This window comes from Vibrio sp. 1F263 (assembly GCF_041439035.1).
Taxonomy (GTDB): Bacteria; Pseudomonadota; Gammaproteobacteria; order Enterobacterales; family Vibrionaceae; genus Vibrio; species Vibrio tasmaniensis_A.
The window spans coordinates 1-16,120 of record NZ_JBGONI010000044.1 but is presented as its reverse complement, the minus strand read 5'-3'; the positions used below and the strand labels follow the sequence as shown (position 1 = coordinate 16,120).

The 16,120-nt window shown below is 44.3% G+C and carries 13 protein-coding genes; 3 read left to right on the top strand and 10 right to left on the bottom strand.

Going from position 1 to position 16,120, the window contains the following annotated elements; genetic code table 11:
* Window positions 1–126: 126 nt before the first annotated feature.
* Entirely contained in the window at window positions 127–1,536 is a 1,410-nt protein-coding gene (locus ACED25_RS20290) for an amidohydrolase (protein ID WP_009847887.1), read from the top strand.
* 154 nt (window positions 1,537–1,690) lie between these two features.
* Here the strand turns inward: ACED25_RS20290 and ACED25_RS20285 are convergent, their stop codons facing one another.
* Together ACED25_RS20285 and ACED25_RS20280 are read right to left on the bottom strand one after the other, a co-directional pair.
* Entirely contained in the window at window positions 1,691–2,326 is a 636-nt protein-coding gene (locus ACED25_RS20285) for a tetratricopeptide repeat protein (protein ID WP_009847886.1), read from the bottom strand.
* Window positions 2,327–2,626: 300 nt separating this feature from the next.
* Window positions 2,627–3,943, bottom strand: coding sequence for an adenylosuccinate synthase (locus ACED25_RS20280; protein ID WP_010434108.1), 1,317 nt, complete (start codon window positions 3,941–3,943; stop codon window positions 2,627–2,629).
* Window positions 3,944–4,114: 171 nt separating this feature from the next.
* Here ACED25_RS20280 and ACED25_RS20275 point away from each other — a divergent pair, with 171 nt between their 5' ends.
* A complete protein-coding gene (locus ACED25_RS20275) occupies window positions 4,115–4,303 on the top strand; it encodes a DUF2065 domain-containing protein (RefSeq protein WP_010434105.1) in 189 nt (62 codons plus the stop codon).
* A gap of 152 nt (window positions 4,304–4,455) precedes the next feature.
* Here ACED25_RS20275 and hflC read toward each other — a convergent pair whose 3' ends face one another.
* The 8 genes from hflC to tsaE all read right to left on the bottom strand — a co-directional run bounded on the left by hflC (window position 4,456) and on the right by tsaE (window position 14,029).
* Window positions 4,456–5,433, bottom strand: coding sequence for a protease modulator HflC (gene hflC, locus ACED25_RS20270; protein ID WP_009847883.1), 978 nt, complete (start codon window positions 5,431–5,433; stop codon window positions 4,456–4,458).
* Between the two features lie 2 nt (window positions 5,434–5,435).
* Complete coding sequence (gene hflK / locus ACED25_RS20265) at window positions 5,436–6,638, bottom strand: FtsH protease activity modulator HflK (RefSeq protein WP_009847882.1); 1,203 nt, start codon at window positions 6,636–6,638, stop codon at window positions 5,436–5,438.
* 27 nt (window positions 6,639–6,665) lie between these two features.
* Complete coding sequence (gene hflX, locus ACED25_RS20260; RefSeq protein WP_371695942.1) at window positions 6,666–7,973, bottom strand: ribosome rescue GTPase HflX; 1,308 nt, start codon at window positions 7,971–7,973, stop codon at window positions 6,666–6,668.
* 44 nt (window positions 7,974–8,017) lie between these two features.
* Window positions 8,018–8,284 (bottom strand): RNA chaperone Hfq, encoded by a 267-nt coding sequence (hfq, locus tag ACED25_RS20255; protein ID WP_004735866.1) that lies wholly within the window; start codon window positions 8,282–8,284, stop codon window positions 8,018–8,020.
* A gap of 192 nt (window positions 8,285–8,476) precedes the next feature.
* Window positions 8,477–9,409 carry a tRNA (adenosine(37)-N6)-dimethylallyltransferase MiaA gene (miaA, locus tag ACED25_RS20250; RefSeq protein ID WP_009847880.1) on the bottom strand — a complete coding sequence of 311 codons (933 nt, stop codon included), beginning with the start codon at window positions 9,407–9,409 and terminating at the stop codon, window positions 8,477–8,479.
* A 167-nt stretch (window positions 9,410–9,576) separates the two neighbouring features.
* Window positions 9,577–11,766, bottom strand: a complete 2,190-nt coding sequence (gene mutL / locus ACED25_RS20245; RefSeq protein WP_371695941.1) for a DNA mismatch repair endonuclease MutL — start codon at window positions 11,764–11,766, stop codon at window positions 9,577–9,579.
* A gap of 89 nt (window positions 11,767–11,855) precedes the next feature.
* Window positions 11,856–13,571 carry an N-acetylmuramoyl-L-alanine amidase gene (locus tag ACED25_RS20240; RefSeq protein WP_371695940.1) on the bottom strand — a complete coding sequence of 572 codons (1,716 nt, stop codon included), beginning with the start codon at window positions 13,569–13,571 and terminating at the stop codon, window positions 11,856–11,858.
* Window positions 13,565–14,029 (bottom strand): tRNA (adenosine(37)-N6)-threonylcarbamoyltransferase complex ATPase subunit type 1 TsaE, encoded by a 465-nt coding sequence (gene tsaE, locus ACED25_RS20235; protein ID WP_004735870.1) that lies wholly within the window; start codon window positions 14,027–14,029, stop codon window positions 13,565–13,567. The genes ACED25_RS20240 and tsaE overlap by 7 nt, the downstream gene beginning before the upstream one ends.
* A gap of 247 nt (window positions 14,030–14,276) precedes the next feature.
* Between tsaE and queG the strand changes: the two genes are divergently transcribed.
* Window positions 14,277–15,455, top strand: a complete 1,179-nt coding sequence (gene queG, locus ACED25_RS20230; RefSeq protein WP_122046761.1) for a tRNA epoxyqueuosine(34) reductase QueG — start codon at window positions 14,277–14,279, stop codon at window positions 15,453–15,455.
* Window positions 15,456–16,120 lie beyond the last annotated feature (665 nt).

Genomic DNA, 16,120 nt, shown 5'->3' with positions numbered 1-16,120 from the left:
GAAACATCACTTCATAGACGCGGGCAATCATCAAAATTTCAAGCAAACGATAAAACAAACGTTTGCGCCATGAATGAAATACACTATTATCCACACACTTTACCAACACCTGTTCTGAGTACTGATATGAAACTAAAACGCACCCTATTGGCTTCAGCGATGGCAAGCCTAGCTCTATTTCCATTTGCGAGTTCTGCAATGGAAAAAGCTGACCTGATGATAACCGATGCCATGGTTCTAACCATGAACCAAGAAAAAACGGTTTACGAGAGCGGCACTGTTGTCGTTAAAGACAACAAAATCATTGCGGTTGGCGATGCTTCGCTAGAGAAGCAGTACCAAGCTAAACAAGTGCTAGACGTTGATGGCGATATCGTAATGCCAGGTCTCATCAATACTCATACTCACGTATCCATGACGGTTTTCCGTTCGTTGGCCGATGATGTGCCTGATCGCTTGCACCGCTACATCTTCCCACTTGAAGCTAAGTTAGTCTCTCGCGATATGGTTCGTATAGGCGCTAACCTTGGTAACGTTGAAATGGTAAAAGGTGGCGTAACTACTTACGCTGATATGTACTACTTTGAAGACGAAGTCGCTAAAACTGTTGATAAAATTGGTATGCGCGCAGTATTAGGCGAAACAGTAATCAAATTCCCAGTGGCTGATGCAGCAAACGCGGAAGAAGGTATTAAATACGCATTGAACTTCATTGAAGAATATAAAGATCACCCGCGTATTACGCCTGCATTTGCTCCTCACGCCCCTTACACAAACACAACCGAAGTCCTTCAAAAAGTAGCAAAGCTTTCTCTAGAACTTGATGTTCCAGTAATGATTCACTTAGCTGAATCTCATCGTGAAGAAGAAAAAATTGCAAAACGAGCTGAAGGTTTATCTCCGGTTCAATACATGGACAGCATTGGTGCACTAAACAAAAACTTAGTTGGCGCACACATGATCCTAGTAGACGATCATGATATCGAGCTAGTGAAAAAATCAGATATGGGCGTAGCTCACAACATGAGTGCCAACATCAAGTCAGCAAAAGGCGTGTCACCTGCGCTTAAGATGTATGACGAAAATGTACGTATCGGTTTAGGTACTGATGGCCCAATGTCTGGTAACACATTGAGCACCATTGATGAGTTCAACCAAGTCGCTAAGGTTCACAAATTGGTGAATAAAGATCGTGCTGCAATGCCGCCGATCAAAGTGATCGACATGGCAACAATGGGCGCAGCAAAAGCACTACACATGGAAGATAAGATCGGCTCTCTTGAAGCAGGCAAGCTAGCCGACATCATAGTGATCGACACCAAGGCTCCAAACATGGTTCCTGTGTACAACCCATACTCTGCATTAGTTTACTCAGCTAACTCGGGGAACGTTCGTCACACCATCGTTGATGGCAAGATCATCATGCAAGATCGCGACATGCTAACGGTCGATGAAGATCAAATTCGCCAAGAAGCACTCGATTTCACCAAAGTCGTTCGTAAGACGGTAATTGAATCTGGTGAAGTTGTTCAGTAACGTCATCGAATGAAATAAACGGCTTTCCGTTCAGATCAAAAAAGGCCTCATAGGTATTTACCTATGAGGCCTTTTTATATCGATATCTTTCTCGATCAAGATAGATGGTTAACGAGTGCAGTCGTTAACCATCTATCTTAATTAATAATTGTAATTACCAGAACACGTCTCGACGTTTTGCTCGAGCGATAATGTTGTCTGGCATTCTCCGCTCCAAACCGCTTCGAAGCACAGTTATACGCTTATGTTGCCTTTGATCCGCTGTCACCGAGTTGTATAACCAGCGATAAGCATCTTCATAATCTAACGGGCTACCGTAATCACGTAGCAAGAGTTCCGCTAAGTGGATACTTGCACTTAAGTTACCCATCGAGGCGGCTTCACGTAAATACGGGATCGCACGCTCTTTGTCTTGTTGCACCAAAGTGCCAAGAGAATAATAACGTCCTAACTGCTCGAGTGCCGCTGGTAAACCTTGATGTGCCGCGTTTTCCATATAGTAAAGGCCAAGCTCTACATCTTGCGGAACACACACACCCCAAGCCAGCATATCACCGTATAAAAACTCATAAGAAGGCAAGCTAATACGCGTTGCACGAGCAACGATATCTTCAACTAACTGGCACTTATCAGCTTTCACTCGCTCTAGGTGTTGATTATTCTCAATTAAATTAATCAGTTCAGCTTCTGTATATATTGGAACGGGCTCTCCCACATCAGCCAAATCTGCATGACTCAAGGGTGAGCTCAGCGCCACTATCAATGAAGCTGCTACAATTCGTAGCTTCATACCTGCACTCTATTATCTGTCGTTAAAGCTATCTATTGAGGGCAGCAGACGATTTCTGCACGCACCAAAATAGGGTGAACTTCACTTTCCATGATATCTGTATCGGCAATAACCTTGGCGGCTTTAGACAAAACTTGCCGCTAATGGGCAATATTTTGCCATATGGCGTTCAAAAGATCATCACGAACGGCTTCGTTTTCAAATTGCAGGTATTAAAAAGCCGACTTAATAAAGTCGGCTTTCAGAAAACTATTTCATTATCACAGTACGGTTCGTGCTGTGGTAATCACTCAGCTGGCATTATGCGCCGTATGGGTGAACCTTGATGATAGTTTCGTTACGATCTGGGCCAGTTGATACGATATCAATTGGAACGCCAGTTAGGTCTTCGATACGCTTGATGTAATCTAGAGCAGCTTGTGGAAGCGCATCGATAGATTTAGCACCAAATGTGTTTTCAGACCAACCAGGCATTGTTTCGTAGATTGGCGTCGCTTCTTCGAATGACTCAGCAGCCATTGGAGAAACTTCTAGGATAGAACCATCTTTCATCTTGTAACCAGTACAGATTTTTAGTTCTTCTAGGCCATCTAGAACGTCTAGTTTAGTTAGACACATACCAGATAGAGAGTTGATTTGGATTGCACGACGCATAGCAACAGCATCGAACCAACCTGTACGACGTAGACGACCAGTAGTTGCGCCAAACTCGTGACCAACATCGCCTAGGTGTTTACCAACTGGGTCTTGTTTCTCAAGGCCATCGTATAGCTCTGTAGGGAATGGACCTGAACCAACACGAGTACAGTAAGCCTTAGTAATACCAAGGATGTAACCGATGTGACGAGGACCGAAACCAGAACCTGCAGCAACACCACCAGCAGTCGTGTTAGAAGACGTTACGTATGGGTAAGTACCGTGGTCGATATCTAGTAGCGTACCTTGAGCACCTTCAAACATAATCTTGTCGCCGCGCTTACGTGCTGCGTCTAGTTCGTCAGTTACGTCGATAACCATCGCAGTTAACATGTCTGCGTAGCTCATCGCTTGCTCAAGTACTTCTTCGTAGCTTACTGTTTCAGCTTTGTAGAAGTGCTCTAGTTGGAAGTTGTGGAATTCCATAACTTCTTTTAGCTTCTCAGCAAATGCTTCTTTATCGAAAAGGTCGCCAACGCGTAGACCGCGACGAGCAACTTTATCTTCGTAAGCAGGACCGATACCACGACCTGTTGTACCGATAGCTTTAGCGCCACGAGCGATTTCACGCGCGTTGTCGATAGCAATATGGTACGGAAGAATTAGAGGACAAGCTTCAGAGATGAAAAGACGCTCACGCACTGGGATACCGCGATCTTCAAGAGGCTTCATCTCTTTAAGAAGTGCGTCAGGCGATAATACAACACCGTTACCAATAACACATTTAACGTTATTGCGTAGGATGCCTGATGGAATTAAGTGAAGAACGGTTTTTTCACCGTCAATTACAAGTGTGTGACCTGCATTGTGACCGCCTTGGTAGCGAACCACGTATTTTGCATCTTCAGTTAAAAGGTCAACGATTTTACCTTTACCTTCATCACCCCATTGGGTGCCTAGAACGACTACGTTATTTCCCATCTTTCCAATTTCTGTTGCTAATTAAAAATGGATTCTAGCACTGAATCACACTTCTTGCAGTCACTTTTTGTTCATAAACGTTAACGCTGTACAAAAATAAACCAGCGATAACTGAGGGCGAATGTGTAAAGATGCTGATATCATTGCATTTTATAGACAAAAGGCAGAACCATGTCTCAATCAATTTGGCTCGCTATTGGGCTCGTTCTTATCGTTGAAGGGCTCGGCCCCTTGATTGCCCCCAATGGCTGGAGAAACATGGTCGCGCAACTGAGCGAGCAACCAGACACCCAACTGCGCCGTATTGGCGGTTGTCTTGTGGTGGCTGGTGCCGTTATCGCTTTCATGACCTACCGTTAGGTTTTCTCAAAGTACGGAGCTGTCACTACGACTTCCCTCGAAGATTCAATGGTCACCTGCAGTCTTCAACGAATAGAAAACAAAAAGGCTCCCATTATGGGAGCCTTTTGATTTTTAGGTACTTCGCTAATTTAATGAATTAACAAATCAGCTTATTTTGCTGGAGCACCGCTTGCTTGATTCATGTATTGGAAGAAGTCAGTCTTCGGATCCAGTACTAGAATGTCGCTCTTATCGCTAAATGATGTCTCATAAGCTTGCAGTGAACGCATGAAGCCATAGAACTCAGGGTCTTTGCTAAATGCATCAGAGTAGATCTTCGCTGCTTCTGCATCAGCATCACCACGAGTCACTCGAGCAGTACGGTCAGCTTCAGCAAGAACAGTCGCGACTTCTAGCTCAGCTTGAGCACGGATAACTTCTGCTTTCTCACGACCTTGTGAACGGTGTCTACGAGCAACCGACTCACGTTCTGCACGCATACGGCGGTAGATAGATTCACTGATTTCGTCAGGAAGGTTAATCTTCTTCATTCGGAAATCAACAACTTCAACACCTAAATCAGCCATCGCACTTTCTGCCGTTCCAGACAAAACGTTTTCCATGATCTTATCGCGTTCGCCATCAACTTCTAGTGCTTCTGCAGCCGCTACCGTTGTGACAACTTCGCTATCAGCAGAGTCTGGCAGGATGTCCTTATTACGAGGGCCTGATACGATCTGCTTAATTTCACGAGAACCAATTTCAGAACGAAGAACATCTGTCACTTTACGCTCAAGAAGTGCTTCTGCCGTCATGATATTGCCGCCGCCGGTACTCAGATAAAAACGTCCAAAATCAGCAATACGCCATTTTGCGTAGGTATCAATTAGAACGTCTTTTTTCTCTGATGTTACGAAACGGTCAGAACGACCATCCATCGTTTGAATACGAGCATCAAGTACTTTTACGCGATCAAACATCGGCAGTTTAAAGTGCAAGCCTGGTTCATAGATTCGTGATACGCCGTTGTCATCGAGAACTCGACCAAAACGAATTACCATGCCACGTTCGCCTTCTTGAATCACAAATAGTGACATCAATAGAAGGGCAATCGTCACAACTAATACAGGGATCATTAATTTACGCATTATTAGTATCTCCCTTGACGTGAACTGTCTGAACGAGTTTGAGTGCTAGACTTTGGATCTGCTTGAGTTTCTAACTCAATTTGATCGTAAGTTGATGATGTTTTTGCAGGGCGAGTGCCCGACTGAGAACCACCTTGTGCGCCTAGCTTATCAATTGGTAGGTATAGCAAGTTACCGCTTGATTCAGAATCAATCAGGACTTTCGATGTGCTTGAGTACACTTTTTCCATTGTATCAAGGTACATACGGTTACGTGTTACTTCAGGAGCAGCTTGGTATTCAGGTAGCAGTTTCTCGAACTGAGCTACTTGACCTAGAGCACCATTAACTGTGCGCTCTGAGTAACCCACCGCTTCTTTCTTCAAACGCTCAGCACGACCTGTTGCTTTTGGAAGAATGTCATTTCGGTAAGCTTCAGCTTCACGCTCGAAACGCTCTTCATCCTCACGAGCCGCGATAGCATCATCAAATGCATCTTTCACTTGCTCAGGTGGACGTGCTGACTGGAAGTTCACGTCAACAATCAGAATCCCCATGTCGTAGCTATCAATAATACGGTTCAACGTTTCTTGAGTGCTTTGACGAATCTGCTGACGACCACTTGTCAAGATACTATCCATTAGTGAGTCACCAATTACCGCACGAAGCGCAGAATCGGTTGCTTGGCGTAAACTGTCGTCTGCATTCGTTACACGATACAAGTATTTGTATGGGTCAGAAACACGGTATTGAACACCCATTTCAACGGTCACAACGTTTTCATCTTTCGTTAGCATGGTGCCAGCAGCACGTAGAGAACGAATCGCTTGAACGTTTACCAGTTGCTCATCTTTGATTTCATCGATAAAGCGTGGGTGCCAGTTAAGACCAGGTTCCTCGATACGGTCGAACTGACCCAGTCGAAGTACTACTGCTCTTTCTGCTTCGCCAACGGTATAGAAACCAGCGAAGAACCAGATAGCAATCGCAATGACAGCAATGACACCAAAGCCAATCGCACCGCCACCACCAATAGATGGCCCGTTACCGTTGCCACCTTTTTTACCAAACTTGCCACCTAACTTTTGACTTAGTTTACTAAACACTTCGTCTAAGTCTGGCGGTCCTTGATCTCGGCCGCCGCGATTATTGTTCTTACCCCAAGGGTCGTTATCGCGGCCGTTATTATCGCCGTTGTTGTTATTTCCAGGCTCATTCCACGCCATTAGAAAGCTCCATCATTTGATATGACGTTATACTGTAGCAGTCTCTTTGGTAACGATAAAGCCACCTAAGAGTGCCCCTTCTCTTTTTTCAAGTTTAGACCAATCTATTTGTTGCATTCGGATATCTATCAACAAGTTACCATTTTCATCATACTCTTCTTGTTGAATACATTTCATCTCAAAGAATAAGCTACGAATACGGCCCTGATGTTGATGTGGAATACACAATCGGAATTGAACCATTTGACTTGCTAAACGCTCAGTTAAAGCTTCAAACAGCAGTTCAATGCCTTCTCCTTCCATTGCAGAAACCCAAACAGCGCGAGGTGCGCTCTCTTCGTCTCTTTCAATTCGAGGTTTTTGGTCTTCCATGCAGTCAATTTTGTTCATGACTACAAGGGTTGGCACTTCATGAGCATCGATTTCTTCTAATACTTCATGAACAGCCTGAATGTTCTCACGAAAGCGGTCATCACTGGCATCAACAACATGTAACAAAATGTCAGCTTCCTGCGTCTCTTGTAACGTAGCCTTGAACGCAGCGACCAAGTCGTGTGGTAGATGACGGATAAAACCTACGGTATCTGCGAGAATTGCAGGCCCGACATCTGCCAAATCAATCTTACGTAGTGTTGGGTCTAAGGTTGCAAACAGTTGGTCTGCCGCATAAACACCAGCACTTGTGATGCGATTGAAAAGTGTTGATTTCCCCGCGTTGGTATAACCAACCAAAGAAATTGTTGGGATTTCAGCTCGATTACGAGCACGTCGTCCTTGTTCACGCTGCTTAGCGACTTTCGCTAAACGACGTAATATTGCCTTTATACGGTCACGCAACAAACGTCGATCGGTTTCCAGTTGAGTTTCACCTGGACCACGAAGACCAATACCACCTTTCTGCCTTTCAAGGTGAGTCCAACCACGAATCAATCGAGTAGAGATATGACGAAGCTGAGCGAGCTCAACTTGTAGCTTACCTTCATGAGTTCGCGCACGTTGTGCAAAGATATCTAAGATCAAACCCGTGCGATCAATCACACGACATTTACACAATTGCTCGAGGTTTCGCTCTTGGGCAGGAGAGAGGGAGTGGTTAAAAATCACAATTTCAGCACCGGTTAGCTGAACAGCTTGTGCGATTTCTAGGGCTTTACCTTCTCCAACGTAGTATTTAGGGAGTGGGGATTGCCGGCTACCAGTAATCACTTGTAGCGTTTCTACCCCCGCTGAGGAGACCAGCATTTCACATTCGCTCAGGTCTTCCCATTCTCCCTCTTGCGTGAAGTTGATATGAACAAGTACGGCTCGCTCGCCGGATTCATAACGGTCAAACAAGCAACCAACTCCTTATTACAGCGCAAGCTGTATCAATTGAACGATTAATCTTCAGTCTTCTCAGGACGATCAGATGGCGCGCGTTGTTGCTCGCCGCTGTGGTGACTCACTGCACGAGCAGGAACCACAGTAGAAATCGCATGCTTGTAAACCATTTGGTTTACTGTGTTCTTCAATAAGATCACGAATTGATCGAAAGACTCGATCTGACCTTGCAGCTTGATGCCGTTAACAAGATAGATAGAGACTGGAATGCGCTCACGACGGAGTGCATTTAGGAATGGGTCTTGTAGCGATTGCCCCTTAGCCATTTTATTTTCCTTATTTATATTTTGTTGTAATTATTTAGCTAGTGGTGCACAAAAAGGTGCGGCCTTTGCATCTGAGCTAAACGAATAAAAAAACTCCGTTGTTATTGAAAGGCTGTGATTTTTAAAAGCCTCAACAACTGATCCTTTCCAGAGTATATTCACGCAAAAGCGATCACATTATACACAGCAATACTAATCAGATGCTATTGCATCTGAAAGAGTTTCTAACGCCTGTTCAATGTTTTCGCTATCCAACCAAGTTAAATCATCCCAACTGCGTAACCAGGTGATTTGTCGCTTGGCCAATTGACGGGTTGCGCAGACACCACGGAAAACCGCTTCGTCTAAATCGCAATTCCCATCTAAATAATCCCACATCTGCCTATAACCAACGCATCGGATCGATGGCAGTTCAGGGTGAAGATCTTCTCTGGCGTACAACGCTTTCATTTCATCTTCAAATCCCGCTTCTATCATCTTCTCGAAACGCAGCTCAATGCGGCGATGGAGTTCTTTCCTTTCCTTGGGAGCTATTGCAAATTGTTTTACACGAAATGGCAGGCTATCGCCTTTCGTTTGAGTTAGCTCTGTTAATGTTTTACCCGAAATTCGATAAACTTCCAATGCCCTTGAAAGCCTTTGTGGATCATTTGGGTGTATTCTTTCAGCGGATACGGGATCTATCTCTCTTAATTGATCGTGCAATGCCTGCCAACCCTGTTCAATAGACTCCGCTTCAATCTGCTTACGAATCTCTTGATCCGCGGCGGGTAGTGGCGATAAACCTTCCAACAATGCCTTGTAGTAAAGCATTGTGCCACCAACAAGTAGCGGGATTTTACCTTCCGCTACAATCTTATTCATTTCACTGATCGCATCACGACGAAAGTCAGCCGCAGAATACGCTTCGCTTGGATCGAGAATATCAATCAAGCGATGAGGCGCGAGCGCGAGCTCTCCTGCATCCGGCTTAGCAGTACCAATATCCATGTCTTTGTAGATTAGCGCCGAATCGACACTGATGATCTCTACCGGGTATTTCTGACGCAAGCGGATAGCTAAATCTGTTTTTCCTGATGCCGTTGGGCCCATTAAAAACAACGCTAAAGGTAATTTTTCAGTCATGATATTTTGTATTTATTTCTCTGTTAGAGCACTTAATTAAAAGGCTTCATGTCGCGATACTCTTGTCTACTAAGAAAAGCCTCATCGCAACAGTTAAATCGTAAACAGCCGAAGCCGTAAATAAGCTTAATTTATCTAAAACTCAGCTGTGAAAATTCACCTACAAACTAAGCCATAAAAGCAGCGATGGTTGCAGAAAAGTCGATAGGATTAACAAATTCGGGATCATCTAATGGAAGTAGACCATGCCAAAGTTGCTCAAGTTCCCCAACTAGTTGAACCGCTTCAGATAAAGTGTAGTCGTTTTTTACTTGTGCTGTCTGAATCCCGATCCAGTTAACCAGTAATGGTAACGTGTCGCTAGAAAAGCTATGACCTTGAGTTTCCGAGGCCTGAACGTTTATTGAAGCCGCGTACGATAACAGATCTGGGATCAAAATTTGTAAGTTTTGCTGCCTCAAAGGAGAAGGCACTCCCATCACCATTATCGCTTCGTTATTCCTAGCTTTAAGCTCGATACCAAGCACAGACAGCATTGGACTTAGCGCCTTAGCGACACCGACTAAATCAGCGCCTAATTTGATGGATAAAGGCACTAATAATGGTTGGCTCTTTAACGCGCCATCACGCGTATCAAGCTGGCCAACAACACGCAATAACTCAGCCTTAGCCAAAGAAACCAACACACTGCCGTTCTTATTACCCATCACCAAATACTGACGTTCCACAATCGAGACCGCTTTGCCCAAGTCCGTCACAGGTACTCTTGGCTTTGAATGGACTGGATTCTGTTGAGCAGGCTTAGCTTCTTTATTTTCTATGTTGTCTCTGGTTTCTACTGGTACCACATGGTCTTGAGGTGAGAATGGTTCTACAACTTGGTCATCAAAACCTGGCGTTTTCAGAAGCTCTTTATAGGCCTTCACTTCTCGCTTAGATGGAGCAGGTTCACCATGATGTTGGTGCGGCTCTTTTTCTTTTTTAGGTTCAGGTCGAGACTCTATCCACTCTTGGCGAGGCGAGCCTGTAAAACTGGTTTCGCGATCCGACGAGCCTCTGCTAGACGATGAACCTCGGTTAGCTGGTGAGCTATAACGCTGCCCACCATCATTAACGCTGTGCTGAGGGTTATCATAAACCTGTTCAGATTCGGCTTTTCTTGGGTAGGCTGGCGTTTGCTCAATAGCATATCTTTCACTATCAGATACTTGAGGTTGTTCTGAACTGCTCGGCATTATGCTTTCAGGCTCTGAGAAACTGGCAATCTCTCCGATACCCGAATTCGAGCTATCTTGCTGATGATGTATCACTTCTGATTGATGAAACGCAGACTGTTTAATCGGTACCGCATCAATCTGTTTGCTTTGTGCCAAGCCATCACTCAAGGCTTGGTAGATAAAGTCGTGTACAAGGCGGGCTTGATGGAAACGCACTTCATGTTTTGCAGGATGAACATTCACGTCCACCTGATGTGGGTCTAGCTCAATGAACAACACATACGTCGCAAATTGGTCTGGGCGCAAGCTAGTTTCGTAGCTTTGACGAATCGCATGATTGATCAGCTTGTCACGCATCATACGACCATTCACATAACAGTATTGCAGATCGCTTTGCTGCCTTGCACCTTCAGGTGTGGTAATCCAGCCGTGAAGTTTCAAACCTTGATGCTCTAACTCAATCTTAAGCATATGGCGAACAAATGGATTGCCGCATACTGCTGCGATGCGCTTTTCGGCTTGAACTTGTGTTTTTGCAGCTCGGTACTGACGAATCATTTTACCGTTATGACGAAGGTTAATCGTCACATCAAAACGGCTCAATGCAATGCGTTTAAGCAGCTCATCGATATGCGTGAATTCGGTTTTCTCGGTGCGTAAGAATTTACGTCGTGCCGGAGTATTGAAGAACAGATCCAATACCTCAACCGAGGTGCCAATGGGATGCGCTGCTGGCTGCAGTTTCACCTGCATATCACGACCTTCACTATGTGCAGCCCAAGCTTGATCCTGAGTCGTAGGGCGTGAAGTCATAGTTAGACGCGCAACAGAGCTAATACTCGCCAGTGCTTCACCTCGGAAACCGAGGCTGACGATCGCTTCAAGGTCATCAAGAGTATGAATTTTAGAGGTAGCATGACGGCTTAATGCCAAGGCAAGCTCATCTTTAACAATGCCCTTGCCGTTGTCACGAACGCGGATCATCTTAGCGCCACCTTTCTCGATATCGATATCGATACGTGTCGCACCAGAATCCAAACTGTTCTCAACCAACTCTTTCACAACAGAAGCAGGTCTTTCTACCACTTCACCCGCTGCGATTTGGTTAGCTAGCCGAGCTGGCAGTATTTTGATCGTCATATGTATAGCTACCTTACTGCCATTTATAGAAGCACTTCTCGCGTTTGAGATTGCTTCTATGTTCTAAACATTACTTCAACATTAGCCAACTATTTGTGCGGAATAATCAGCACTTGGCCAATGGCCAACTCATCGGAACGTAGTTTGTTTGCTTGACGGATACTGTTGACACTCACACCATATTTCGAAGCAATCTTGCCAAGATAATCGCCTCTTGCGACTTTATGTTTACGTAGAGGTATATCTTTTACTTCAACCGTAATACGTAACTTTTGGCCTACTCTCACGGTTTCTGATTTCAAGCGGTTCTCACGTTTAATGCTTGCTACCGATACTTTGTAACGGCTAGCTATCTTGCCTAAGTACTCTCCAGACTTAACCGTGTGTGTCACCGTTTTACGGCTTGTTGTGGTAGCCGCTTGTGAACCCGAGCTTGGAATTTTTAGAATTTGCCCTACCGCTAAGCTCGTCGACTTCAAACCATTCAACTTCACTAATGCTTGTGTAGACGTGCCGTACCTCTTCGCAATCACAGACAATGATTCACCACGCTGTACTTTGTGCTGACTGGTAGAGTTAGAAGATGCCGCCGCGTTAGAAATAACAATCCCTTCTGGTGGATTCGCTTTCAAATATTTAACGACCGCTTTGGTCACAGCTCGCGCAAGTTTGTCTTGATGCGAACGTTGGAAAAGAAGCTTCTCTTCGGTCGGATTCGAAATAAAGCCCGTTTCTACAAGTACCGATGGAATTTGTGGTGAACGTAACACTGCCAAGCTGGTGTTAATCGGCTTACTGTTATGCAGTTTTGCGACCTTACCCATTTCAGAGAGAATGGTCGTTGCCAGTTTATAGCCCTCTTTTTGAGAGTGGCTAAACTGCAAATCAAGCAGGGTTTGGTTGACGTTTTTATCTGCAATATTGCCAGTAAACGCAGCACCGCTGCCGCCCAGCAATTCTGACTGCTTCTCTTTGTTCTCAATCCAACGGGAAATCTCAGTGTTTGCGCGTCGAGTATTCAACACGAACACCGAACCACCTCTTGGTTGAGGCGTCGTAAAGGCATCGGCGTGAATAGAGATCAAGAGGTGTGCTTCGTTCTCACGAGCAATTGCAACACGTCTGTTCAGGTTTACAAAGTAATCAGCATTACGTGTTAAACGCGTTTTGATTCCCGGAACTGCATTCAACTGCGCAGCGATCTTTTTCGAAATACTAAGAGTCGCATTCTTCTCATATTTACGAGATGGGCCAATGGAACCAGGATCTTCACCACCGTGGCCTGGGTCAATCACAATCAGAACATCACGCTGACGCTTAACTTGATTGAGGTTCTTACTCACTGTTGGCTTACTCGGCGTTGATGTTGCTTTGCCTTTACTTGCCGCACCATGAGGCAAATCGATCACCAAGCGATGTCCGTACTGACCACCAGGAGTCGGACTGAGTTTAAACAACTCTGCTTTAGACGACTTCTTTAACTCAAAAACCAAGCGATAGGTGTTTTTGTCTGGCGGTGAGCTTTTACGAATCTTAGATAGAACGGGGCTGTCTTTCACCACGACCGGTAACTTAGTTGCAAGGTTGGTCTTTTTTAAATCCACAACCAAGCGACTCGGGCTACTCAGGGTGAAATAGCTGAAATCCGCTTCTGATTTTAAATCGATAACCACACGAGTTTCTTCTGGAGAAGGCCAAACCCTTAAACTCTTTAGTGAGTTTGCAGAAACAAGTGAAGAAAACAGTATAGAAAAAACAGCAACCAACATAGCTACTGCTGAAATAAGGCGTCTAGAAATCAACATAACTCCAACTGACTAAGTAAGCGCTGTCCGTATTCACTGTTAGCGGTTAAAGAAACAATGCGGTGATCGTCTTGGTAACGAATATCAATATCCAAATCTGCTTCTGGTAGCATTCCATAACCTTTCTCTGGCCATTCAACCAAACAGATAGCATCTGGCGTGAAGTAGTCACGAATCCCCATAAATTCTAACTCTTCAGGATCAGCTAGGCGATAAAGATCAAAATGGTACACCTGCCAATCGGCAAGTTGATAAGGTTCAACTAGAGTATACGTTGGGCTCTTTACATTTCCTTGATGGCCAAGTGCTTTTACAAAACCACGACTGAAGGTCGTTTTACCTGCGCCAAGATCACCATGCAGATAAATAGTTGTCTGCTGTGAGCAAAGATTAGAAAGCTCCGTTCCTAATTGAATCGTTGCTTGTTCATCTTTCAAAGTAAATTGTTTCGTGCTCATGAATACGTTCTCTAAAAATCGATCGTTGACTATATAAAAATCAAAAGAACAAGAATAGTAAACCGTGATGCTTTTGAGAGACAAGCACTCAAGTGTAAGTTCTATGAAAAATACTGATCAAAACACGTCTGTTCTGGTCAATACCACTAAGATCCGTTAAGATCCGCCCCCATTTTTGCCGAACCTAATTTTAATTAGCCTTATCTCTAATTGTAAAACAGAGAAAATAAGAATTAAGAATTAAGCCATGAATCTAGACCATCTTGCTGAAAAAATTAAAATCTGGGGAAAAGAACTCGGCTTTCAAAAAGTTGGCATCTGCGATGTTGATTTAAGTGAACATGAAGCCCCTCTTCAAGCATGGCTAGATGCTGGCAACCACGGCGAAATGGATTGGATGGCTCGACATGGGATGATGCGTGCTCGTCCCAATGAACTTCACCCAGGCACCATTCGAGTGATCAGCGCCCGAATGAACTATCTACCACCAGAAGCTCAGTTTGCCTCTAACCTAAGCGATACCACTCAAGGTTATATCAGCCGTTATTCTTTAGGCCGCGATTATCACAAATTGTTCCGCAACCAGTTGAAAAAGCTGGGACAAAGAATCGAGAAGGAAGTCGAAGGTTTAGACTCACGTCCTTTCGTAGATTCAGCGCCCATCTTGGAACGACCGCTCGCTCAAAAAGCAGGGTTGGGCTGGACAGGTAAACACTCATTAATTCTTGATAAAGACGCTGGCTCTTGGTTCTTCCTAGGAGAATTGTTAGTTAACATACCTCTTCCAACAGATGAACCCAGTGTCGATGAGTGCGGCAAATGCACCGCATGTATCACCTCTTGTCCAACGGGCGCCATTATTGCTGATGGCGTAGTGGATGCTCGAAAATGTATCTCGTACTTAACCATTGAATATGATGGTGTGATCCCGGAAGAGTTTAGAGACGCAATTGGTAATCGTATTTACGGTTGCGATGACTGTCAGTTAGTTTGCCCGTGGAACCGCCATGCCGAACTCACTGAGCAAACAGACTTCCACCGCAGAGAAGACTTCCGAGAGGCAGACCTTGTTTCACTTTCAAGTTGGGATGAAGCTACCTTCCTAAAGAAGATGGAAGGCTCAGCGATAAGACGTATTGGACACACCCAATGGTTACGCAATATTTTTGTTGCTATGGGCAATGCGCCATTTCAACAACGCATTGTTGAAACACTGGAATCTCATCGAGGCAACAACGAAATGCTGGATGTGCATATTGAGTGGGCTTTAAATAAACAACTACAACAGTTACCCAATGCTAGCAGCATGCAAGAAGATAGCTCTACGCAGAAAAATAGCTGTGTGCAAAAAAATAGCAGCAAAATCCTCACCAAAAAGCACAGGCTAATACGCATCGTTGAGAAAGGGCTACCAAGAGACGCCTAGCCCCTTAGCCATCAACGATTGGCAGGTCAACCCACACCAACAACCCACCATACAACACAACTCGTTGCACATAATTTTCGAACAATGTTTGACCTTGTTCTCAATTCTAACAATGTGGAAAAAATTCAGAACTCTCGTAAACTTCCGACACCCACGTAAAGTTAAACACAATACCGATAAATGATTAAGATCAAAAAACAACAAGTTAACGATCTTTTATCAAATTCAAGGTAAGCATTCAACCTGATAAAAAACAATGAGTTACGATCGGCACAATTCAGCTAATATACTGAAAACAAGAAAGATCTTTTAGAGAAATGTAAAGAATTAGGTCTGAAATAACTTTATCAACCAAGTTATCCACACTTGATACTTTGTGGATAAGTCTGTTTATAGATATGAAAAACCTCAAGTATCTGCTTCAGAGACCTGATGTTTACTAGCATTCTTGTTGCTAACAAAAATTTAAGACAAAAAAATATCCACCATAATGGAGGATTATTTGCTTTTTGGGGGGATTATGCTTCGCAGCATTAAAGAAAGAGCGTGACCGGTAAGGTCGTCTTTAAACACTGTGGCTTAAAGAGTTTTGTTTACCATGAAAAGTAAACTGGAGCGATACATCGGGTTCGAACCGATGACCTCAACCTTGGCAAGGTTGCGCT